The 19,695-nt window shown below is 76.5% G+C and carries 21 protein-coding genes; 9 read left to right on the top strand and 12 right to left on the bottom strand.

What is annotated here, in order from left to right:
• Positions 1-26: 26 nt before the first annotated feature.
• From AB0P03_RS25525 to sigK, 3 genes are all read right to left on the bottom strand, one after another.
• On the bottom strand, positions 27-1,637 hold the full coding sequence (locus AB0P03_RS25525; protein ID WP_363630932.1) for a molybdopterin-dependent oxidoreductase: 1,611 nt from the start codon (positions 1,635-1,637) through the stop codon (positions 27-29).
• 338 nt (positions 1,638-1,975) lie between these two features.
• Entirely contained in the window at positions 1,976-2,725 is a 750-nt protein-coding gene (locus AB0P03_RS25530) for an anti-sigma factor (RefSeq protein ID WP_363624030.1), read from the bottom strand.
• Positions 2,722-3,306 carry an ECF RNA polymerase sigma factor SigK gene (gene sigK / locus AB0P03_RS25535; protein ID WP_363586779.1) on the bottom strand — a complete coding sequence of 195 codons (585 nt, stop codon included), beginning with the start codon at positions 3,304-3,306 and terminating at the stop codon, positions 2,722-2,724. Before sigK ends, AB0P03_RS25530 begins: the two co-directional genes overlap by 4 nt.
• 368 nt (positions 3,307-3,674) lie before the next feature.
• On the opposite strand from sigK, the gene AB0P03_RS25540 reads away from it, so the two are divergent.
• The 3 genes from AB0P03_RS25540 (at position 3,675) to AB0P03_RS25550 (ending at position 7,592) form a co-directional block, all read left to right on the top strand.
• The gene (locus AB0P03_RS25540) at positions 3,675-5,177 is read left to right on the top strand and encodes an SDR family oxidoreductase (RefSeq protein WP_363630933.1); all 1,503 of its coding nucleotides are present in this window, start codon (positions 3,675-3,677) and stop codon (positions 5,175-5,177) included.
• Positions 5,178-5,244: 67 nt separating this feature from the next.
• A complete protein-coding gene (locus tag AB0P03_RS25545; protein WP_363630935.1) occupies positions 5,245-6,567 on the top strand; it encodes a deoxyribodipyrimidine photo-lyase in 1,323 nt (440 codons plus the stop codon).
• A 197-nt stretch (positions 6,568-6,764) separates the two neighbouring features.
• Positions 6,765-7,592 (top strand): alpha/beta hydrolase, encoded by an 828-nt coding sequence (locus tag AB0P03_RS25550; protein ID WP_363586783.1) that lies wholly within the window; start codon positions 6,765-6,767, stop codon positions 7,590-7,592.
• Between the two features lie 27 nt (positions 7,593-7,619).
• Here the strand turns inward: AB0P03_RS25550 and AB0P03_RS25555 are convergent, their stop codons facing one another.
• From AB0P03_RS25555 to AB0P03_RS25565, 3 genes are all read right to left on the bottom strand, one after another.
• Entirely contained in the window at positions 7,620-8,729 is a 1,110-nt protein-coding gene (locus tag AB0P03_RS25555) for a PP2C family protein-serine/threonine phosphatase (protein WP_363586784.1), read from the bottom strand.
• A gap of 157 nt (positions 8,730-8,886) precedes the next feature.
• On the bottom strand, positions 8,887-9,696 hold the full coding sequence (locus AB0P03_RS25560) for a hypothetical protein (RefSeq protein WP_363586785.1): 810 nt from the start codon (positions 9,694-9,696) through the stop codon (positions 8,887-8,889).
• A gap of 210 nt (positions 9,697-9,906) precedes the next feature.
• Positions 9,907-10,545: a TetR/AcrR family transcriptional regulator gene (locus tag AB0P03_RS25565; RefSeq protein WP_363630937.1), complete on the bottom strand. Its 639-nt coding sequence runs from the start codon at positions 10,543-10,545 to the stop codon at positions 9,907-9,909.
• Between the two features lie 48 nt (positions 10,546-10,593).
• Between AB0P03_RS25565 and AB0P03_RS25570 the strand changes: the two genes are divergently transcribed.
• Positions 10,594-11,457 carry an alpha/beta fold hydrolase gene (locus tag AB0P03_RS25570; protein WP_363630939.1) on the top strand — a complete coding sequence of 288 codons (864 nt, stop codon included), beginning with the start codon at positions 10,594-10,596 and terminating at the stop codon, positions 11,455-11,457.
• A 166-nt stretch (positions 11,458-11,623) separates the two neighbouring features.
• Here the strand turns inward: AB0P03_RS25570 and AB0P03_RS25575 are convergent, their stop codons facing one another.
• Together AB0P03_RS25575 and AB0P03_RS25580 are read right to left on the bottom strand one after the other, a co-directional pair.
• Positions 11,624-12,454 carry a BPL-N domain-containing protein gene (locus tag AB0P03_RS25575; protein WP_363630940.1) on the bottom strand — a complete coding sequence of 277 codons (831 nt, stop codon included), beginning with the start codon at positions 12,452-12,454 and terminating at the stop codon, positions 11,624-11,626.
• 154 nt (positions 12,455-12,608) lie between these two features.
• Complete coding sequence (locus AB0P03_RS25580) at positions 12,609-13,214, bottom strand: hypothetical protein (RefSeq protein WP_363630942.1); 606 nt, start codon at positions 13,212-13,214, stop codon at positions 12,609-12,611.
• Between the two features lie 101 nt (positions 13,215-13,315).
• Between AB0P03_RS25580 and AB0P03_RS25585 the strand changes: the two genes are divergently transcribed.
• Entirely contained in the window at positions 13,316-13,831 is a 516-nt protein-coding gene (locus AB0P03_RS25585; protein WP_363624051.1) for a cupin domain-containing protein, read from the top strand.
• A gap of 255 nt (positions 13,832-14,086) precedes the next feature.
• Here the strand turns inward: AB0P03_RS25585 and AB0P03_RS25590 are convergent, their stop codons facing one another.
• On the bottom strand, positions 14,087-14,833 hold the full coding sequence (locus tag AB0P03_RS25590; RefSeq protein ID WP_363630943.1) for a hypothetical protein: 747 nt from the start codon (positions 14,831-14,833) through the stop codon (positions 14,087-14,089).
• A gap of 94 nt (positions 14,834-14,927) precedes the next feature.
• On the opposite strand from AB0P03_RS25590, the gene AB0P03_RS25595 reads away from it, so the two are divergent.
• The 4 genes from AB0P03_RS25595 to AB0P03_RS25610 all read left to right on the top strand — a co-directional run bounded on the left by AB0P03_RS25595 (position 14,928) and on the right by AB0P03_RS25610 (position 16,866).
• Positions 14,928-15,125: a hypothetical protein gene (locus AB0P03_RS25595; protein WP_363586792.1), complete on the top strand. Its 198-nt coding sequence runs from the start codon at positions 14,928-14,930 to the stop codon at positions 15,123-15,125.
• A gap of 174 nt (positions 15,126-15,299) precedes the next feature.
• A complete protein-coding gene (locus AB0P03_RS25600; protein WP_363586793.1) occupies positions 15,300-15,533 on the top strand; it encodes a hypothetical protein in 234 nt (77 codons plus the stop codon).
• An 18-nt stretch (positions 15,534-15,551) separates the two neighbouring features.
• Entirely contained in the window at positions 15,552-16,352 is an 801-nt protein-coding gene (locus tag AB0P03_RS25605) for a helix-turn-helix transcriptional regulator (protein WP_363586794.1), read from the top strand.
• 79 nt (positions 16,353-16,431) lie between these two features.
• Positions 16,432-16,866, top strand: a complete 435-nt coding sequence (locus tag AB0P03_RS25610) for a hypothetical protein (RefSeq protein ID WP_363630945.1) — start codon at positions 16,432-16,434, stop codon at positions 16,864-16,866.
• Between the two features lie 65 nt (positions 16,867-16,931).
• Here the strand turns inward: AB0P03_RS25610 and AB0P03_RS25615 are convergent, their stop codons facing one another.
• The 3 genes from AB0P03_RS25615 to AB0P03_RS25625 all read right to left on the bottom strand — a co-directional run bounded on the left by AB0P03_RS25615 (position 16,932) and on the right by AB0P03_RS25625 (position 19,564).
• Positions 16,932-18,371: an MAB_1171c family putative transporter gene (locus tag AB0P03_RS25615; protein WP_363630946.1), complete on the bottom strand. Its 1,440-nt coding sequence runs from the start codon at positions 18,369-18,371 to the stop codon at positions 16,932-16,934.
• On the bottom strand, positions 18,368-18,937 hold the full coding sequence (locus tag AB0P03_RS25620; RefSeq protein ID WP_363586797.1) for a ParH-like protein: 570 nt from the start codon (positions 18,935-18,937) through the stop codon (positions 18,368-18,370). Before AB0P03_RS25620 ends, AB0P03_RS25615 begins: the two co-directional genes overlap by 4 nt.
• A gap of 180 nt (positions 18,938-19,117) precedes the next feature.
• Complete coding sequence (locus AB0P03_RS25625) at positions 19,118-19,564, bottom strand: XRE family transcriptional regulator (protein ID WP_363586798.1); 447 nt, start codon at positions 19,562-19,564, stop codon at positions 19,118-19,120.
• Positions 19,565-19,695 lie beyond the last annotated feature (131 nt).

The following is a 19,695-nucleotide window of genomic DNA, read 5'->3' on the forward strand; positions in this document are numbered from 1 at the left end:
AGGGGTGGGGAGGTCGTGAGGTGGGGTCAGGTGACGGTGACGACGACGCTGTGCCAGCCCGTCGCGCCCGAGGGGTGGGGAGGTGTGCGGGTGGCGGGCTGGACGGCCCCGGTGCCGTCGGTGGCACGGGCCTCGAGGCGGTGGGTCCCGGGGGCGGCGCCGGTCCAGGTGTGGGTCCACTGGCGCCACAGGTCGGGCCCGGCGTCGGCGGCCAGTTCGGCCTGCCGCCAGGGCCCGCCGTCGACGCGCACCTCGACGGCGGCGATGCCGCGGTGGGTGGCCCAGGCGGTGCCGGCCACCGTCACGTCGCCGGGCGGCACGCGGGCGAACGGCGCGGGCACGTCGATCCGCGAGGCGGTGCGGACCTCGCCGGTGCGGTCCCAGCCGCGCCGCACCCAGTACGGGTCGCGGGCGGCGAAGGTGGTCACCTCCAGGTCGACGAGCCACTTGGTGGCCGAGGTGTAGCCGTAGAGGCCGGGCACCACCGTGCGGCAGGGGAAGCCGTGTTCGACGGGCAGCGCCTCGCCGTTCATCGCCACCGCGAGCAGCGCCCGGCGCCCGTCGAGGAGCGTCTCGACCGGGGTGCCGATCGTCATGCCGTCCTGCGAGCGGCCGACGAGCTGCTCGGCGCCGGAGCGGACGCCGGCGCGGCGCAGCAGGGCGGGCAGCGAGGCGCCGAGCCAGCGGGTGGTGCCCGCGTAGGGGCCGCCGACCTCGTTGGAGACGCAGGACAGGGTGTGGTCCAGCTCCTCCAGCCCGAGGGCGAGCAGGTCGTCGAAGCCGATCAGCAGCGGGCGGTCGACCAGGCCGTGCAGCCGCAGCGACCAGGCGCGCGGGTCGATGCGCGGCAGGGTCAGGGCGGTGTCGACGCGGTAGAAGTCGGCGGTGGGGGTGATGAACGGGGGCAGGCCGGGGACCGTGGCGCCGACGGCGCGCGGCAGCGGTGGAGCCGGGCGCAGCGGCGGCGGCAGGCGGACGGCGGCGCGGGCCGCGCTGACGTCGCCGCGCCGGTCGGACAGGACGCGTCCGGCCGTGCCGAGGGCGGCGGCCGTGCCGATCGTGGCGCCGGCCGCCAGGACGCGCCGCCGTTCGGGCCCGGCCGGCCGGACCGGGCCCGAGCCAAGGGAAGGGGAAGGGCCGGGGGAAGGGCCGGGGGAGAGGGCGGGTCCGGCCAGCCACCACAGCACGGCGACCGCGCCGCCGGCCGCGGCGGCGGAGGGCAGCAGGTCGGTGGGGAGGGCCTGCGGGCGGGCCAGCGCGGCCCAGGCGCCGAGGCCGCCGAAGGCCGTGAACAGGGCGGCGGCCGCGCCGCGACGGCGTACGGCCAGCACGCCGAGGGCCGCGGCCGCGAGACCCATGACGGTGTAGATCCCGCCCAGCAGGACCGTCTTGTCGCCGGTGCCGAACCGCTGGACCGCCCACGTCTTGACGGCGGTGGGCGCGAGGTCGATCGCCGCCGAGCCGATCGCCACCACCGGTGAGGCCTGGGGGCGGGTGAACGCCGCCGCCGCCTCACCGGCTCCCACGGCCGCGGCGGCGGCCGCCAGCCCGCACAGCGCCGCCACGGCCGGCCCGGCGGCACGGGTGCGTGCTCGGGGGAGGGCGCCCGGCGGGCTGCTGCTCGTCTCATCGGTCACGGTCCTCATTCGGCGGTCCGGCTCCACCGGATGGGTGCGAGTCCGGATACCCCCCGATCGGGTGACATTGCTCTGGCCGGGTGACACCGCCCGGCCAGGGTTGAGGGCCGCGGACGGGCCGCAGACGGGCCGCGGACGGGCCGCAGACGGGCTGCGGAACGGGCTGCGGAACGGGCCGGACCGCCGGGAGACCCGGCCCCGGCGCCCCGGGCCGAGGCCGCTCAAGGGCGCCCGGGGACGTCCGGGGCGCCCTTGAGCGGCACCCTCACGGTCTCCTGGCCCCGGCCCGACCCGGCCTTCCGCCGGGCCAGCCGCCCGGCCCGGCCCGGCCCTCCCGCTCAGGTGAACGGGATCAGCAGGACCGGCGCCCCCGTGGGGTGCGCGGAGCCGGCCGAGGGCTCCACCGTGACCCCGATACCGCGCGCACCGTCCAGGGGGCCGTCCAGCAGGAACGCGCCGTCGCCCCGGGGCATCAGCCCCGCCGGGCGCATCGCGGCGCCGTCGTCGAACCACAGCTCGTACGCCGTGCCGTCCGCCGGGGCGGGCAGGCCGGAGGCCAGGAGGACGGCCCGGCCCTTGTCGTGCGACCAGACCACCGCCCCGGTGCCGGTGCCGCCGGCCGCCGGGCCGCTCGCCCGCCGGGCGTCGGGTGCCGCCAGCAGCCCGGTGACCTGGTCCTGGTGCCGCTGCAGCGCGGCGGCGAGGGCCCTGGCCCGGTCCGCCTCCCGGTGCTGCTGGACGGCCACGCCGCCGAGGGCGGCGGCCGCCGCCAGACAGGCCGCCAGCGCCAGCCGCGGCCAGCCGCGGGCGAGCCGCCCGGGGCGCCGGGCACCGTCGGGTCCGGCCGCGGCGCGCGGGGCCTCCTGCCGGACGGTGTCCAGGGCGCCCATCACCCGCGACTTCAACTCCCCGGGCACCGCGACGGCCTGCGCGGCGCCCAGCCTGGCCAGCGTCGCCGTGAACTCGGCCACCTCCCGGGCGCAGGCCGGACACTGCGCCAGGTGGCGCTCGAACTGCGCGCGCTCGTCCGCGTCGAGGGCGTGCGCGGCGTAGGCGCCGGTCAGCGTGTGCAGGTCGGCGCCGCTCATGCTCCCACTCCCAGGCAGTCGCGCAGCCGGATCAGCGCGTCGCGCATCCGGGTCTTGACGGTGCCCAGCGGGGTGCCGAGCAGTTCGGCGACCTGCGGGTAGGTGTACCCGCGGTAGTAGGCCAGCGTGATCGACTCCCGCTGCAGCTCGGTCAGCCCCTTCAGGCAGCGCCGCACCTGCTCGCGTTCCAGCCGCCCCTCGACCTGCTCGGCGACCTCGTCGAACGCCGGCGCGTGCGAGGCGGCGGCGGCCCGCCGGTCGCGGTCGGCGGACGCCTGCGCCGCCCGCACCCGGTCCACGGCGCGGCGGTGGGCGATGGTCAGCACCCACGCCAGCACCTCCCCGCGCTCGGGCCGGTAGCGGGCGCAGGTGCGCCACACCTCCAGCATCACCTCCTGCGCGACCTCCTCGGACTGCGCCGGATCCCGCAGCACCCGGCGGACCAGCCCCAGCACCGGGCCCGCCACCGCGTCGTACAGCCGACCGAACGCCTCCCGGTCGCCGCGCGCGGTCCTGCTCAGCAACTCCTTGAGGTCGGAGCCCGGACGCCCCGGCCCGGACAGGTGAACGACCGTACTCATCCGGCCGCCTCGCGCTCGCAACACACGGGCGACGGCCCCGGCCAGTGGACGGTGGGCATGGCACGACCTCCAGGGAATCCCGGCCGGGCGGACACCCGGCAGGGCCGACGGAACACGGCGACGTCAGGCGTTCGAAGCCGCACCCGGCGCGGATTGCCCGCCAAGGACACCGGATTCCCGGCCCCCGCGCACGCCCGGATTCCCGGCCCCCCCGCGCGCACGCCCAGGCGCCCGCAGGAGACCCCTGGAAGACTCGAATCCCCGGCCGTGTCCAATCCCCGGCCGCGTCCGCTCCGAACACCCCGGCAGCGCCCCCCGCGCCTGGCGGGGCACGGGGGGCGCACCCGCCCGCACGAGAGGAGCCGCAGGTGGACGAGCCGACCCGGACGCGCCCGCACTGCCTGGTCACCGGCGCCACCGGCTACATCGGCGGGCGCCTGGTGCCCGAACTGCTCGCCGCCGGGTACCGGGTGCGCTGCCTGGTCCGCGACCCGCTCCGGCTGCGGGACCAGCCCTGGCGGGCCGACGTGGAGGCCGTCACCGGGGACGTCACCCGCGCCGAGTCCCTGCCCGCGGCCTTCGACGGCATCGACGCCGCCTACTACCTGGTCCACTCCCTGGGTACCGGGCCCGGCTTCGAGACCCGGGACCGGCAGGCCGCCGAGACCTTCGCCGAGGCGGCCGCCGCCGCCGGCACCCGGCGCATCGTCTACCTCGGCGGACTGCTGCCCGCCGGGGTCCCCGAACCGCACCTGTCGGCCCACCTGCGCTCGCGCGCCGAAGTGGGGCGCGCCCTGCGCACGGGCGGCGTCCCCACCGCCGAACTGCGGGCCGCGGTGATCATCGGCTCCGGCTCGGCCTCCTTCGAGATGCTGCGCCACCTGACCGAACGGCTCCCGGCGATGGTCACCCCCCGCTGGGTCGACACCCGCATCCAGCCGATCGCCGTACGCGACGTGCTGCGCTACCTGGTCGGCGCCGCCGCCCTGCCCCCCGAGGTCGACCGCACCTTCGACATCGGCGGGCCCGACGTGCTCACCTACCGGCTGATGATGCGCCACTACGCCGAGGTCGCCGACCTGCCCCGGCGCCTGATCGTGCCGGTGCCCGTGCTCTCCCCGCGCCTGTCCAGCCACTGGGTGGGCCTGGTCACCCCCGTACCGGGCTCGCTCGCCCGACCGCTGGTGGAGTCGCTGCGCCACGAGGTGGTGTGCCGCGAACACGACATCGCCCGCTGGATCTCCGACCCGCCCGAGGGCCTGACCGGCTTCGACCGGGCCGTGGAACTGGCCCTGCGGCGCATCCGCGACGCCCAGGTCTCCACCCGCTGGTCCTCCGCCTCGCTGCCCGGCGCGCCCAGCGACCCGCTGCCCACCGACCCCGACTGGGCCGGCGGCAGCCTCTACCAGGACCTGCGCCGGCGCCGGGTGGCCGCCGACCCGGCCGCGCTGTGGCGGGTGGTGGAGGGCGTCGGCGGCGAGAACGGCTGGTACTCCCTGCCGCTGGCCTGGGCCCTGCGCGGACGCCTGGACCGCCTGGCCGGCGGCGTCGGCCTGCGCCGCGGCCGCCGCGACCGCCACCGGCTGCGGGTCGGCGACGCGCTCGACTTCTGGCGGGTCGAGGAGATCGAACCCGGACACCTGCTGCGGCTGCGCGCCGAGATGCGCCTGCCGGGCCTGGCCTGGCTCGAACTGCGCGTGACACCCGACGGCGCCGGCGGCGCGCTCTACCAGCAGCGGGCGCTGTTCCACCCGCACGGACTGGCCGGCCACCTCTACTGGTGGTCGGTGGCGCCCTTCCACGCCCTGGTGTTCGGCGCCATGGCCCGCAACATCACCGAACGCGCCCGACCCGCCCGACCCGCCGGCTGACACCCCCACCCCGACCCGCCGCCCGACACCCGCCGCCGTACCCGCACCCCACCGCACGAGGCCCCCGATGAGCACCGCCGTCGTCCTGTTCACCCAGGACCTGCGCCTGCACGACAACCCCGCCCTGCACGCCGCCCGCACCCGCGCCGACCAGGTCGTCCCCCTGTTCGTCCTCGACCCGGCCATCGCCCGGGCCGGCTTCGCCGCCCCCAACCGGCAGGCCTTCCTCGCCGAGAGCCTCGCCGACCTCGACCGGGCGCTGCGCGCCGCCGGCTCCCGCCTAGTCCTGCGCCACGGCGACCCCGCCGAACAGGCCGCCCGCCTGGCCGCCGAGTGCGGCGCCGACACCGTCCACACCAACGCCGGCGTCTCCGCCTTCGCCACCCGCCGCGAACACGCCCTGCGCCGTGCCCTCGGCGAGCGCCTGCACCTGCACGACGCCGCGCTCACCATCGTCCCCGCCGGCCTCGTCACCCCGGCCGGGCGCGACCACTACGCCGTCTTCACCCCCTACCACTGCGCCTGGCAGCAGGCCCCCCGGCGCACCGTCCTGCCCGCCCCGCGCACCCTCGCCACCCCCGACGGCCCCGCGAGCGCCCCGCTGCCCGCCGCCCCCGCCGGCACCTCCCCGGGCCGCGCCCCCGGCGGCGAGAGCGCCGCCCGCCGCCGCCTGCGCGCCTGGAACCCGGACGCCTACGAGCAGTTGCACGACGACCTCGCCGCCGACGCCACCTCCCGCCTCTCGCCGTACCTGCACTTCGGCTGCCTGTCCGCCACCGAACTCGCCCACCGCGCCGGGAAGTCCGACACCCCCGGCGCGGCCGCGCTGGTGCGCCAGCTCGCCTGGCGCGACTTCCACCACCAGGTCCTCGCGGCCCGCCCTGACGCCGCCCACGCCGACTACCGCCCCCGCCCCGTCCGCTGGTACGACGACGAACGCGAGCTCCAGGCCTGGCGCGAGGGCCGCACCGGCTACCCGATCGTCGACGCCGGCCTGCGCCAACTCGCCCACGAGGGCTGGATGCACAACCGGGCCCGCCTGCTCACCGCCTCCTTCCTCACCAAGAGCCTGCGCCACCACTGGCGCCCCGGCGCCGCCCACTTCCTCGCCCTGCTCGTCGACGGCGACCTCGCCAACAACCAGCTCAACTGGCAGTGGGTCGCCGGCACCGGCACCGACACCCGCCCCAACCGCGTCCTCAATCCGCTGCGCCAGGCCGACCGCTACGACCCCGACGGCGCCTACGTGCGCCGCTGGGTCCCCGAGCTCGCCCATCTGCCCGCCCGCGCCGTCCACCGCCCCTGGGAGCTGGCCGAGCCCCCGGCCGGCTACCCGGCGCCCCTGCTGCCCCCCGACGCCCTCGGCACCCGCCTGCGCGAGAGCGGCTGAACCGCCCTCGCCCGAACTCATCCGAACGGCGTAGCGCCGCGTCCGCTCCCGCGCGGGCCCCGGCCGCCGCGGGATGCGGGCCCCAGCCGCCTCCCGTTGGATGAACCTGCGGCCCGCAGGCCCCGGGCAGGCCGCCCCCGGCAGGTCACCCCGGCAGGCCACCCCACCCCCGGCGCACCACCCGAAGGAGCAGGAGCATGCCCATCTCCAGGACCCGCGACGGCGTCGAGATCTTCTACCAGGACTGGGGCAGCGGACGCCCCGTCGTGTTCATCCACGGCTGGCCGCTCAACGGAGACGCCTGGCAGGACCAGCTGAAGGCCGTCGCGGACGCCGGCCTGCGGGCCATCGCCCACGACCGGCGCGGCCACGGCCGTTCCGCCCCGGTCTACGGCGGCTACGACTTCGACACCTTCGCCGACGACCTCGACAGCCTGCTCACCGGGCTCGACCTGCGCGATGTCACCCTGGTGGCCCACTCCATGGGCGGCGGCGAGCTCGCCCGCTACATCGGCCGCCACGGCACCGGGCGGATCCGCTCCGCCGTCCTGCTGTCGGCGATCACCCCGTCCATGCTCCAGGGCCCCGACAACCCGCACGGCGTGCCCGGCACCGTCTTCGACGACCTCAAGGCCGGCATCCTCACCGAGCGCTCCCAGTTCTGGAAGGACACCTCCGTCGACTTCTTCTCCGCCGACCGCCCCGGCTCCCGCGCCACCCAGGGCAACCGGGACGCCTTCTGGTTCATGGCGATGCACCAGACCATCGAGGGCGGCGTCGACTGCGTGGACGCCTTCGGCTACACCGACTTCCACGAGGACCTGGCCGGGTTCGACATCCCCACCCTGATCGTGCACGGCGACGACGACCGGATCGTCCCCGTCGAGGCCACCGCCCGCCGGGCCGCCCGGATCATCCCCGGCGCCGTCCTGAAGGTGTACGAGAACGGCTCGCACGGCATCGCGATGGTCCCCGGCGACAAGGAGCGCTTCAACGCTGACCTGCTGGAGTTCCTGAAGCGGTGAGGGCGCTTCGGGGGAACCCCGGCAGCCTCAGGGCGCGCGGCGCAGGGACAGTGCCGTGACGTCGTCGCGGCTGCGGCCCCCGCTCCAGCGGCGGGCCTCGCGGTCCAGGGCCTCGGGCAGCAGGGAGGCGGGGGCGGCGGCGAGGGCGGCCAGGCCCCGCTCGACGGGGTAGAACGCGCCGGTGGCGTCCTGGGCCTCGGTGATCCCGTCGGTGAGCAGCACCAGCACGCCGTCCTCGGGCAGCGCGAACCACCGGACGGTGCGCACCTCGTCGGTCAGCTCCGCCAGCCCGAGCGGCACCCCGGCCGGCAGCGGCACGGCCTCGACCCGGCCGCCGTGCAGCAGGTAGGGGGCGAGGTGGCCGCAGTTGACGGCCTGCACGTCCGCGCCGCGCTCCACGCCCAGCACGGTCGCGGTGACGAAGCGCTCGCTCTCGCCGCCCTGTAACGCGTACGCGTTGTGCCGTTCCACCGCCGCCTCCAGGGCGTCCGCGACGCCGGTCAGCGCCGGCTCCCGGAAGGCCGCCTCCCGGAAGGCGCTCAGCACCGCGAAGCCCGCGCCGATCGCCGGCAGGCCCTTGCCCTGCACGTCGCCCACCAGCACCCGGGTGCCGTACGGGGTGTCGGCGACGTCGTACAGGTCGCCGCCGACCAGGGCGTCCTCCTCCACCGGCCGGTACAGCCCGTACAGCTGGACGTCGGGGGTGAGCACCGGCAGCGGGCGCAGCAGCTGGCGTTGCAGGGCGACGGCGGTCTGCCGCATCCGGAACAGCTCCCGCTCGCGCCGTACCCGGCGCGCGCACAGCCCGACCACGGCCGCCTCGGCGCCGACCACCCCCACCAGGGTGCCCACCCGGGCGGCCAGCGAGGACGGCGGGAACAGCACCGTGCTGACCGCCACCACCCCGGCCACCCACACCGAGGCCGCGACCGTCTGCGCGACGGTGCCCAGCCCCGCCAGCAGGGCCGGCAGGAACACCAGCAGCAGCACCAGCCGGGCGCTGGTGCCGCTCGCCGCCTGGGCGAGCAGCACCACCGCGGTGGAGGCCAGCACCCCCAGCACCACCGCCCGGTTGCCCGGCGCCCGCGTCCCCCCGCCGTCCCGCTCCCCGCTCCCGTCCCCGTCCGCGCCGCCCACCCCGCCGTCCTCTCCGCCGCCTCGCCGTCCCCCCAGGCATACCGGCGGCCCCACCCGGCCGCCAGCGCAGCCCGCCCGGACGGGCGAGCGCCCGGGTCGGTGCCCGCTCGGGAGCGCCTGCCCGGGCCCGGCCGTCAGACTGCCCGCCGCCCGGCCGTCAGGCGCAGGTGCTGTCCGCGCAGAGCTGCCACGGTTCCCAGGAGACGAACCGGTCCGCCTCGGTGGTCCGCCAGGAGCGGTCGCGGTTCCACTCGCGGACGGTCACCCGCAGCCGCCCGTCCGGCAGTTGGACGACCGAGGACGGCGCGCCCAGGCCCGCGTTGGGGTCCGGCAGCCGGGGCAGCCGGCGCACCGGGCCCCAGGAGTCCCGGGCGTCGCCGTCCTGGCTGCGCACCTCCATGGCCGCGTTCGTGTCGGCGCCGGAGGCGAAGGCGTGCAGCCGGCCGTCGCGTTCCCTGAAGAGCGTGAGCCCGCCGTGGTAGGGCGGCGGTGACAGCTCGAAGTTCTCGGTCGGGGTCCAGGAGTCGCCGGGCGCGGGCAGGACGGTGTGGCAGAAGCCGCCGTAGGAGGCGAAGAACACCTCCAGGGCGCCGACGCTGTTCTCGACGGCGCTCACCTGGTACAGCTTCGGGCCCACGGGGGTGGCGCTGACGCGCTCCCAGCCGCTGTAGGCGCCCCCGGGCGCTTCCTGGGAGCGGTGCCAGACGAAGGGCAGGAGGGAGGCTGCCGAACTGTCGTAGAACTGCTGGAACTGTTCGGTCCGCCCGTCGGAGCGCGGCGTCTCCAGCAGGGTGTTCGGGAGGGCGGTACTGGCCAGGCCCTGGGCGGTCGCGTCGGCCCCGCACCCGGCGGCGACGCCCGGCGCGGGGGCCGTGCCCGCCGTGGTCGTCGTGGCCCACGCGGTCGTTCCCGCGAAGGCCACGACCAGCACACCCGACAGCACGGCTTGCGGAAGTCTCCTGTACACGGTCGGTGAACCTCCCCATTCGGTAACGGAAAAGGAGTGCCCGGTACGGGAGTTGGCCGCTTCGCCAGCCCCTCGCGCGGGACCGGCACATTCTCGTGCACCGGCGGCGGGGCGGACAGGGCGCCTGCGGGGCGGCCGGACGGGATCCGGCCGAACGGCGGCCCGCCCCCGGCGGCGGGGGAAGGCCGGCCGGTCCGGGGGGGCGACAGGTCAGGCGGCCGGCAGGTCCGGGGCGTCACCGCGGGGACGGCCGCGGAACAGCTCGTCCAGGTGGTGGGTGAGGATCGCCAGCGCGGCGTCGCCGGTGCGCTGGCCGCCGAGCACGCTGGAGCCGAGGCCGTTGACCATGGCCAGCAGCCCGGCGGCGGTCATCTCCGGGTCCCTGGCGGGGTCGATCTGCCCGGCCTGCTGGGCCGCGCGGACCTGCTTGGCGAGGAAGCCCTCCAGCAGGTCGGGCTGGGGCGTCCCGTGCTTCTCCACCAGCGCGGGATCGCTGAGCACCAGCGTGTAGTACGCGGCGTAGGTGCGGGTGATCCGGCGGCTCTCCGGGTCGGTGGGCAGGACGCTGGACAGGACCGCGGTCACCAGGCCGCGCGGCGTGGACGGGGTGGCGGCCTCGGTGATCCACGTCGCCATGCGGGCCTGGAGCTGGGCGCCGAGCCGCTCCAGCGCGTCCAGCAGCAGCCCCTCCTTGGTCGTGAAGTAGTACTGCACCAGCCGCAGGGAGACGCCCGCCTCGGTGGCGACCGCCCGCATGCTGGCCGCCTGCAGCCCCTGGGTGTCGGCGATGCGCAGCAGCGCTTCGGCGATCTGCCGCCGGCGTTCCTCGTGATCGACCCGCGCGTTCATGAACGACCTCCCTGGTACACCCGTATCATGTCGTGATACACATGTATCATGCGAATCAGCCAGTTCAAGAACGACCAGGCCGGGGACCGGTTTCGCGCCGCCTACGAGCGGGCCCTGACGGAACTGTGGCCCGGGCCGCGGACGGCGCTGGACCTCCCGACCGCGTTCGGGACCACCCGCGTCTACCGGACCGGCCCGCAGCACGGCGAGCCGATCGTGCTGCTGCCCGGCTCGGGCGGAAACGCACTGATGTGGCACCGCTACATCGACACGCTGGCCCGCCACCGCCCGGTCATCGCCGTCGACACGGTCGGCGAACCGGGCGCGAGCGTGCAGAGCGCCCCGATCGCCGACGGCCGGGACGCGGCCGCCTGGCTGGACGAACTCCTGGCCGCACTGGAGGTGACGGACGCCCAGGTCGTCGGCTGCTCCTACGGCGGCTGGCTGGCGCTCCACCACCAGATCCACCACCCCGGGCGGGTCGCCTCCCTCACCCTGGTGGACCCGGCCGGCTTCGCCGACATCGGCGCCCGCTTCTACGCCTGGGTGATCGCCGGCGGCCTCGCCGCCACCGCGCCGCGAGCGCTGCGCCCCCGGCTGGCCCGCCTGGTCGGCAACAGCGCCATCCTGGAGACCGAACTGATGGCCCTGATGCGCGCGTCGATGGGGTTCCGCCGCGCGCTCCCGGTGCCCCCGGTCCTGTCCGACGAGGAACTGCGCCGCCTGGACGTCCCCGCACTGTTCCTGCTCGGGGAGCGCAGCGCCATGCACGACGCGCACGCGGTCGCCGAGCGCCTCGGCCGCCTCGTGCCCTCGGCCCGGACGGAGATCGTGCCCGGCGCCGGCCACGCCCTGCCGACCGACCGGCCGGACCTGGTGGCCGACCGCGTCCTGCACCCCGCCGGGCGGTAGCGCCACCGGCCGGCCCAGGGGGCTCCCGCACCCCGCCGAGCCCCTGCCCCGCCCCCGCCGAGGCCCGTCGCACCCGCACCCGCACCCGGCTGCGCGCCGAGTTCCCCGCAGGACCCGCCGCGCGGGCGTGACACCACAGCCCGCCCGTAGGGGACTTGACGGAACGTCAGGACGCGGGGGCCGCCATCAGGTCGTGCAGCAGGTCGTCGCCCAGGCCCAGGCCGGTCTTCGACTCGTCGGGCAGGTGGTAGTCGCGGTACCAGTCCGCGGGGGCCTCCGGGTGCGGGCCGCTGACCGCCACCCGGCCGGAGCCGTAGGGGGCGATGACGGCGGCGGCGCGGTCGTTGGAATAGCGGGCCAGGACGTCCACGCCCGGGCCGTCGACGTCGAAGTACGGGCCGTCCTGGAAGTACATCCGCTGCGGGCGGCCGCGCCAGGCGACGTCGACGAGGCGGTCCTGCTCGTCGGTGACGGTCGCCCCCCGGGAGCGGATGTACTGCCCGGAGTCGCCCGGCAGGAGGTCGTAGCCCGGATCGCCGGCCAGGTAGCCGCCCATGCACAGGCCCAGGTAGCGACCGCCGCCCCGGACGTAGTCGCGCACCAGCTCCGGCGAGAAGCCGGGGTCGCGCTGGAGCAGGCCCCACGCGGTGCTCACCTCCTGCCCGTTGGTGCCGCCCGGCTGCACGTACAGCGCGGCGCCGGCCAGCACGCCAGCGCCGAAACGCAGCCGCTCCTCGGGCCCGACGTAGCGCACCGCGAAGCCGTCGCGCTCCAGCAGCTCCCGCGCCGCCTCCGGGCAGCCCTCGCAGGCCGCCGGGCCCCGGTAGACCAGCGCGAGCGGCCGCCCGTCGGCGGCGGCGACCGCGTCGCCGGCCGCGCCGTCCGACACGGGGGAGGCGCCGCAGGCGGACGCCGTCAGCAGCGCCGCCGCCACCGCCAGGGCCGCGGCGGCCCGCCCGGGCCGCCGCCCACCCCTCATGACCGGCACTGCCGCCATCGCTGACACCCTCCCCGGACAGGACCTACGCCGTGTGCAGCGACGACGCTACGGGCACAGCGGCCCGCGCCGCACGTCCGCCCTCCGAACGGGTGCACCCGCGCCGTCCGCGTTGACGGGCCGCGGGCCCGGGGGAGTAGCGCGGGCGGACGGGTCAGGCGGACGCGGCCCGGGCGGTGCGCCACTGCTCGAACTGCTCCGGGGTGCGCACGCCGTCGTCCAGGACGGCGCGGTAGACGTCCCAGCCGCGCACGCCGCGGCCGTACTCGGGGTGCTCGGACCAGGCGTGCTTGATCCGCAGGACGGCCTCGCGGGCCTGCGGGGTGAGACGCGGCGGCAGGTCGCGCAGGTGGGCGAGGTCGGGCTGGCGGGCGGGCTCGTCGACGAACCACAGGTCGAGGGTCCAGTCGCGGCCCTGCGGGCAGCGGTAGTCCAGGCCGAGGTAGAGGCCGTCGGGGTAGGCGGCGGGGTCGGTGTTCCAGGTGCCGGTGTCGTTGCGCAGGCGCACCTGCCGCACCCGCGGGTGCAGTGCCAGCCGCGCGCCGAGCGCGGCCACCCGCTCGTGCGCGGCCGTGTCCAGGCGCGGGCACACCACGGTGACGTCCAGGTCCCGGCGCACCATCAGCCCCAGCGCCGAACTGCCCACCCGCACCGGCTCCCCGAGGGCGCCCAGCAGCTCGTCCAGGCCCAGGTCGGCGCTGACCGCCCCGGCCTCGGCCTGCCGTTCGTCCTGGTGCCGCAGAAGATCGTCCGTCGTCATCGGGCCAGTCTGCCAGCAGCCGCCGACCCCGGGAATTGACCCATGAAATCGGCATGGAATTGCCACCTGATATCTGGTCTTTCCGGCCCTAGCCTGGTCCCATGACGACGACGAGCAACGCCGCCCCCGCCGCCCCCGTGCTGACCCGCCACGCCGGGGCCGAGACCTGCGCCGACCCGAGCAGCACCATGACCCTGCTCGCCGACTCGGCGCACACCGAGGGCGGGTTCACCAGCTACCGCTCCACCTTCGCCAAGGGCGCCGTCGGGGCCCCCGCGCACTTCCACACCCGGGCGTGGGAGCTGTTCTTCGTCATCGGCGGCTCGCTGCAGGTGCTGGTCGGCGAGGAGGTCACGATCCTGGGCGAGGGCGACTTCCTCGCCGTGCCGCCGCACACCCCGCACGCCTTCGCCGCCGCCCCGGGCGCCGAGGCCGACGTCCTGTTCGTGTTCACCCCGGGCCTGGACCGCTTCGACTACCTGCGCCTGCTGGGCCGCGTCATGCGCGGCGAGACCGACCCGGGCGCGATCGCCGCCTCCGCCGGGCGCTTCGACAACCACTACGTCGACAGCCCCGCCTGGCGCGCCGCCCTCGACCGGAGCGCCGCCCGCGCCTGATGCCCCGCCCCCTAGAAACCGCCCTGCCCCGCCCGGGGCCCGTGACGGCCGTTCCCGGCGGGCCGGTGCGGGCCGGGTGTGGAACGGTGGAAGCCGGGGGTGTCCTGGTTGCGAGAGGAGTGGCCATGTCGTCGAAGCGTCGCCGCAAGAAGAAGGCCCGGGCCCGGCGCGGGGCCAACCACGGCCGCCGGCCCCAGTGCTGAGCGCCTGAACCGTGCGTGCGGCCGGGGCGCCGCCCCCGGCCGCACCGGCCGCTCAGCCCGGTTCGCGCCCGCGCGGCACGGCGTGGTACGTGCAGGTGTCCGTCCAGTCGCGGCCGAAGGTGAGCACCAGCACCGGGCCCGGCCCCTCGGCGCGGGCGGCGCGCAGCAGCGCGGCCGGGTCGCCGTCCGGCGGGATCTGCTCGTGCCGGAAGCGCACGTCGCTGCCCCTGCGCGGCCAGTGCGGGTCCGGGCGGGGGATGCCGGGCAGGTCCCAGACCAGGGTGGCGTCGGCGGTGGACAGGCTCGGGCCGGGCATCCGCCGGCCGTCGGGGAAGAGGCCGCGGTCGCGGTGGTAGCGCAGCGCGTAGGCGACCGTGCCCGGCGAGTACGGCGGTTCGTCGCCCCAGGTGTTCGGGAAGCCCCAGTCGGCCAGGCCCGCCGCCTCGATCCTGGGCAGGACGGCGGTGATGTCCTCGCCGGTGGCGAAGTAGGCGGCGGCGCTCATCCGGCAGACCAGCACGCCGCGGCCCTCGGCGGTGGTGGTGAGCAGGCCGAGCGAGGAGGGGCGGTCGCAGTGGTCGGCGACGCGGGTCAGCAGGTGCGTCACGCCCTCCACCGCGGCCAGGCCCTCGACCAGCCGGCGGATCCGCTCGCGCTCGGCGGCCCGCAGCGCCTCGACCCGCGGCGAGGAGGCCAGTGCGCGCAGCCGGCGGGTGGTGGGCAGACGGGCGCGCAGCGCGTCCCGGGCCCGTACGGGCTGGGCCAGCAGCATGCCGAGCAGGTACTCGAAGCCGTTCACCGGTCGGGGTCCTCTCGGGCCGGGGAAATGGGGAAATGCAGAGAGACCGCTCGGGCCGCTGGGGCCGGGCGGTCTCTGCTGTTCGGACGGGCCCATGCGCCAACACGGCCCGCTGCCGGTGTTCCCGAAAATTTGGAGTAGACAGCGCCCCCGGGTTCCTGACCCGCAGGTCTGGATGACGCTGCTGCACATCGTCACATTCAGCCAGGACGGCTACAAGGGCGAGTTGCACAAAAATGCATCAAATTCCGGTTTCGAGTTCCTGAACTGCACTGATGTCACAGGGTTGTGACGAGATTGCGGGCCGGGCCCGGGATTCTGGCGCATCAATCTTCGCGATGTTCACCGAACCGATTGGGAATCACCCGTACGCCTGACAGAGTGTTGCGCGAAACGGGTTCCTCGCGTGACGCCAACCACCGAAGTGCCCGTCCGTTGGAGTAGACGGTGATATAGGAGGTCCTCGATGACGAGGAAGCGGAAGAAGAAGCGCGCCCCCGCCCACTGCGCCGCCGGCCACCCGGCGCCGCCGCGACCGGGCCTGCCCTGGTCGTCCGGCCCCGTGCGGACGGCCGTGGTCGTCGTCGTGGTCGTCGTGGCCGCCGCCCTGGTGAGGACGGGCATGTCGGCGGGAGCGGCGCTCGAACTGGCCACCGGCGGGCTGCTGTTGAATGCCAGGCTCCAGCAGGGGCGGGCCTAGAAGGAACGCCGGACCGCGATGGGACGCCAGGAGAAACCGATCGCGGCGACCGAGCCGGCCCTGGGCCGACTCGCCGCGTTGCTGCGCGAGCAGCGTGAAGAGGCGGGGTTGACCTACCGTCAGCTCGCCGACCGGACCAACTACCACCCGACCACCCTGCAACGGGCCACCAGCGGCCGGACCATGCCGAACTGGGAGGTCGTCGAGGCCCTCACCCGGGCCTGCGACGGCGACCTCAAGGCGGCCCGCCGCAAGTGGACCCTGGCCAACTACTGGGCCCACGTCCCGCGCCCCTCCGGGACCCAGCGCCGGGCGCCCCGACGGCTCAACCCCGAGCAGGTCGACTCCCTCGCCGACCTGCGACGGGCGATGCACGAGATGCGGCGCAAGGCCGACTGGCCCTCCCTGGAGGAGCTGGACCGCCGGGCCCGGGCCGGGGGAGGGCGCCTGCCCTCCAGCACCCTGGCGCTGGTCCTCAGGGGTGAGGCCCCGCTGCGCAAGGCGGTGTTCCTCACCTACATGGAGGTCTGCGGGGTCAAGGAGGCCCGCCGCGCACTGTGGGCGGCGGCCTGGGAGCGGACGAACAACGCCCGCACCCCGGCACCGGTCAACTCCCGCACGTACCAACGGGAGTTCACCCGGGCCATGCAGTCCTCCAGCAGCGGCACCTCGACGGACATCCTGTTCAAACTGTGGGTGACCCTGCGCAACAGCCTGGCCGCCGACCGCGCCGACCGCGCCGAGGACGCCGGCCACCCCGGCCACTCCGCCGGGACGGGCCGCGACGGCGCCGGCGGCGGCCCGCCGGTACTCGTGTGACCCGGTCCGCGGACGGGAACGCGCCACCAGCGCCCCGTCCGCGGACCAGCACCCACCCGCGCCACCTCGGGAATCAACCATGCCGACACCACCGCGACAGCCGACCACCACGACCATCACCACGACCACCGCCACCGGACCGGCGCTGGGCCTGTGGGCGCTGTACGACCTCCACCTGCGCCACTACCTCGACTACGCCGCCCTGCTGCTCCCCGCGGCCGACGCCCCGCTGGCCGTCCAGGGCGCCTTCGACGACCTCAGCGGCCACTGGCTCGACGCCCTCGCCACCGCCAGCCCGGCCGCCTACGCCTGGCAGGCGGTCCGCCGACGCGTCTGCGCCCTGGCCGGCCCGCGCCCGCTCGGCCCGGTCGCCCACCTCACCGCCCCCCAGCAGGACGTCCTGCTGCTGCACCTGGTCCTCGCCCTGCCCGCCGCCGAGGTCGCGGCCCTGACCGGCACCGAACCGGGCGCCGTCCACGTGCAGTTGCGCTCGCTGGCGGCCGTCCGCCGGTAGCGGCCGCCGCCCCGGCCCGCTCCCGTCGTTCCACCGGCCGGGCTGCCCCCGGCCGGTCCGGCGGCTCATCGCGCGGGGCTCGCGACCGGGTCGGGGTCGGGAGCGGCGGGGGAGGGGGCGGCGGCGCGGGCACGGGCCCGTACCTCGGCGACGGCCGGGCAGGTGGCGTAGACGCGGGTGAGGTGGGCCAGGTGGTCGGCCTCGGACTCCAGGTCCTGTCCCAGGGCGTGCGGCGGTTCGGCCGCCGGGGCGGTGCGCGGGGTGTCGGGGTTGGGCCGGGCGCCGGCGGCCGCGCGTTCCAGCGCGGCGGCCAGCGCGGCGGCCTCGGCGGTGGCGCCGGCCCGGGCGGCGGACGGGGGGAAGCGCGAGGCGGCGGCGGCGAGCCACCGCGGGGTCCGCGGGTCGAGGTGCTGGCGCAGGATCAGCCGGGCGTCGTGGATCTCGATGATCCGCCGGTACAGGGCGAACTGCGGGTCGCGCGGCGGCAGCAGCGGCAGGCGGCTGGCCGGCGCGAGCGCGATCTCCGGCAGCACGGTGTGCAGGTCCCGCCAGAGCGGGGCCAGCGCCCGGTAGCGGCGGTGGGCGCGCAGCCAGCCGCGGACGGCGGCGTGCGCGGCCGGCCACACCGTGGTGCCCAGGCCCGCCGCGAGCAGCGCCACGCACAGCAGGCCCAGGACGCCGCACAGGGCGTCCTCGGCGCCGGCCTGGGTGCCGGTGGCCGCCGCCTGGACGACGTCGTCGACGCCCCAGGCGTTCCACAGCAGGCCCGCGACCAGGCTCAGCGTGAGCAGCCGCAGCCCGCTGCGCTGGCGCCCGGGCACGGCGGCGCGGGCGAGCCGGGCGAGCTGGCGCAGCAGGGCGGTGAGGCAGTAGGCGAGGTAGAGCACGCCGGCGGCGGTGTACCCGGCCAGTGCCAGACGGGCGCCGGTGGAGGGCGCGGCGGTGAGGTCGGAGGCATCCAGGCCCGGCGCGGCGGCGACGAACAGGACCGCCCGCACCCCCAGGACGCCGGCCAGCAGGGCGAGCTGGCGCCGCACCGCGCGGCGGGGAAGGTCGGGCGTGTCTGACAATTCCCGCCGGGCGCACGACGCCGGGCATCCCGCCTGGACGCACCGGCGAAACGCCCAAGTACGGCCCAGTACGAGGACGCTTCGCCGGCACGCCCAGCCGGGCGCCCACCGCCGCGCGCTGATCCGCCGCGAATTGTCAGACACGCCCTCGGGATCGCGCAGGACGCCGGCCAGCAGCCGGATCGCGCAGGCCGCGCCGATGCGCAGTACGTCGCCGAGCAGGACGGGCACGGCGGGCGCGATCCCGAGCCGGTGCAGCCGGTCGGCGGCCTGGACGGTGGGCGGGGCGAGCAGCAGCAGGGCGGCGGCGAGCAGCGCGGTGGCGTAGCAACTGTAGCGGGCGATGGCGCGCGGGTTGGTCCGGCGGCCGCGGGCGAAGTGGCAGGCGCTCAGGGCGAAGAACAGCGCGACGCCGTAGAGGACGAGGCCGCTCACGGACGCCCCGCCGCCCGGCCGTCGGCCGCCCGGTCGCCGGCGGGGCCGGGCTCGCCGGTGAGCAGGGCGTCCAGGACGTCCAGCGAGTCCGGGTGCGGGGCGGGGCCGGGCGGGTGCGCGGCGTCGGCCTTGGCGGCCCGGCTGAGGATGAGGGAGGCCAGCAGCTCGGCCTCGCGTTCCTGGGGCTCGTCGTAGCCGGTGCGCCCGAGCACCCGCCGGACCAGGTCGGGGGACAGGTGCGGCAGGAGGTCCGCGGCCGGGCCGAGCGGCGCGGAGCCGGCGTGGTCCAGGAGCAGGTGGGCGATCTCGTGGACCAGGATGTGCCGGCGGTGCAGCGCGCTGGTGTCGGCGGTGTACAGGATGTAGTCCGCCTCCCGGGTGGACACCAGCAGCCCGCAGGGCGCGTTGGGCCGGGCGGCCACCGGCAGCAGGTCGATCGGCCGTCCCCGCCGGCGGGCGATTTGCTCCAGTAGCACGGTGGTGTCGAACGGGCTCGGCAGTTCCAGCTGTTCGGCCATCCGCCGGCAGCGGCGCAGCGCCGATCGGTAGCACCTGTCGTCCCGCACGCTGTGTTCTCCTTCTCGATCAGCGGCCCCGTTCCCCCCGATCTCCCGACCGCCGTGGCTCCGCCTCCGTGCCTGGCCCCCGCCTTGGCCCCCGTCTTCGTAGCCCCCCGCGCCCCGTCCGCCCCGGACCCAGTCAGCCCCGGACCCCGTCCGCCCCGCCCGCGGCCCGCGCCGCCGGCGTCAGGGCGCCGGGTTCCGGCGGGCCGCGTCCCGGCGGGCGATGACGTCGATCAGCTCGCTGACCGTGTCCAGGCCCTCGGAGGAGAGGCCGACCGCGCGCAGCGCCAGGCTGCGCACGCCCGCGTCGCGCAGCGCGCCGAGCAGCGCGAGCTCCTTGGCGATCTCCGCGCCCTGCCGCTCGTCGAAGAAGTACGCGGGCGGGACCTGGAAGAACTGGGCGAGCGCCTCCAGGTGGCGCTTGGTCGGGTTGTCCCGGCGCCCGGTGCGCAGCTGCCACAGGTAGGTGGTGGAGAACGACTCCCCGGTCGCCTCGCGGCAGGCCCGGGCCACCTCTTCGTTGGTGTACTGCTCGCGGTCGGGTCTGCGGACGGTGTGGAACAGCGCCTCGATCCTGGCCGCGAGCCCGGACAGTTCCACCGGTCCGTCCTCCCGGTTCGATTCCGCCATGGCCCGCCCTCCTCACCGGGGCCCCGCACGTCTCCTCCTGGCGGGCGGGCAGGGCCGGCCAGGTCACGATAACCCAACGGCATCAGCTGGCGTGGATCACAAGATACCGCCAATCAACGTCAGTTGACCCC

Origin of the sequence: Kitasatospora sp. NPDC088779 (assembly GCF_040685395.1) — a bacterium.
Lineage (GTDB): Bacteria > Actinomycetota > Actinomycetes > Streptomycetales > Streptomycetaceae > Kitasatospora.

Bases quoted from the DNA above. Each gene is read 5' to 3' on its own strand.
- AB0P03_RS25530 (WP_363624030.1), bottom strand. From the start codon at position 2,725: ATGAGCGGCGCCGACCTGCACACGCTGACCGGCGCCTACGCCGCGCAC.
- sigK (WP_363586779.1), bottom strand. From the start codon at position 3,306: ATGAGTACGGTCGTTCACCTGTCCGGGCCGGGGCGTCCGGGCTCCGAC.
- AB0P03_RS25545 (WP_363630935.1), top strand. From the start codon at position 5,245: ATGAGCACCGCCGTCGTCCTGTTCACCCAGGACCTGCGCCTGCACGAC.
- AB0P03_RS25550 (WP_363586783.1), top strand. From the start codon at position 6,765: ATGCCCATCTCCAGGACCCGCGACGGCGTCGAGATCTTCTACCAGGAC.
- AB0P03_RS25565 (WP_363630937.1), bottom strand. From the start codon at position 10,545: ATGAACGCGCGGGTCGATCACGAGGAACGCCGGCGGCAGATCGCCGAA.
- AB0P03_RS25570 (WP_363630939.1), top strand. From the start codon at position 10,594: ATGCGAATCAGCCAGTTCAAGAACGACCAGGCCGGGGACCGGTTTCGC.
- AB0P03_RS25575 (WP_363630940.1), bottom strand. From the start codon at position 12,454: ATGGCGGCAGTGCCGGTCATGAGGGGTGGGCGGCGGCCCGGGCGGGCC.
- AB0P03_RS25580 (WP_363630942.1), bottom strand. From the start codon at position 13,214: ATGACGACGGACGATCTTCTGCGGCACCAGGACGAACGGCAGGCCGAG.
- AB0P03_RS25585 (WP_363624051.1), top strand. From the start codon at position 13,316: ATGACGACGACGAGCAACGCCGCCCCCGCCGCCCCCGTGCTGACCCGC.
- AB0P03_RS25595 (WP_363586792.1), top strand. From the start codon at position 14,928: ATGCGCCAACACGGCCCGCTGCCGGTGTTCCCGAAAATTTGGAGTAGA.
- AB0P03_RS25600 (WP_363586793.1), top strand. From the start codon at position 15,300: ATGACGAGGAAGCGGAAGAAGAAGCGCGCCCCCGCCCACTGCGCCGCC.
- AB0P03_RS25605 (WP_363586794.1), top strand. From the start codon at position 15,552: ATGGGACGCCAGGAGAAACCGATCGCGGCGACCGAGCCGGCCCTGGGC.
- AB0P03_RS25610 (WP_363630945.1), top strand. From the start codon at position 16,432: ATGCCGACACCACCGCGACAGCCGACCACCACGACCATCACCACGACC.
- AB0P03_RS25625 (WP_363586798.1), bottom strand. From the start codon at position 19,564: ATGGCGGAATCGAACCGGGAGGACGGACCGGTGGAACTGTCCGGGCTC.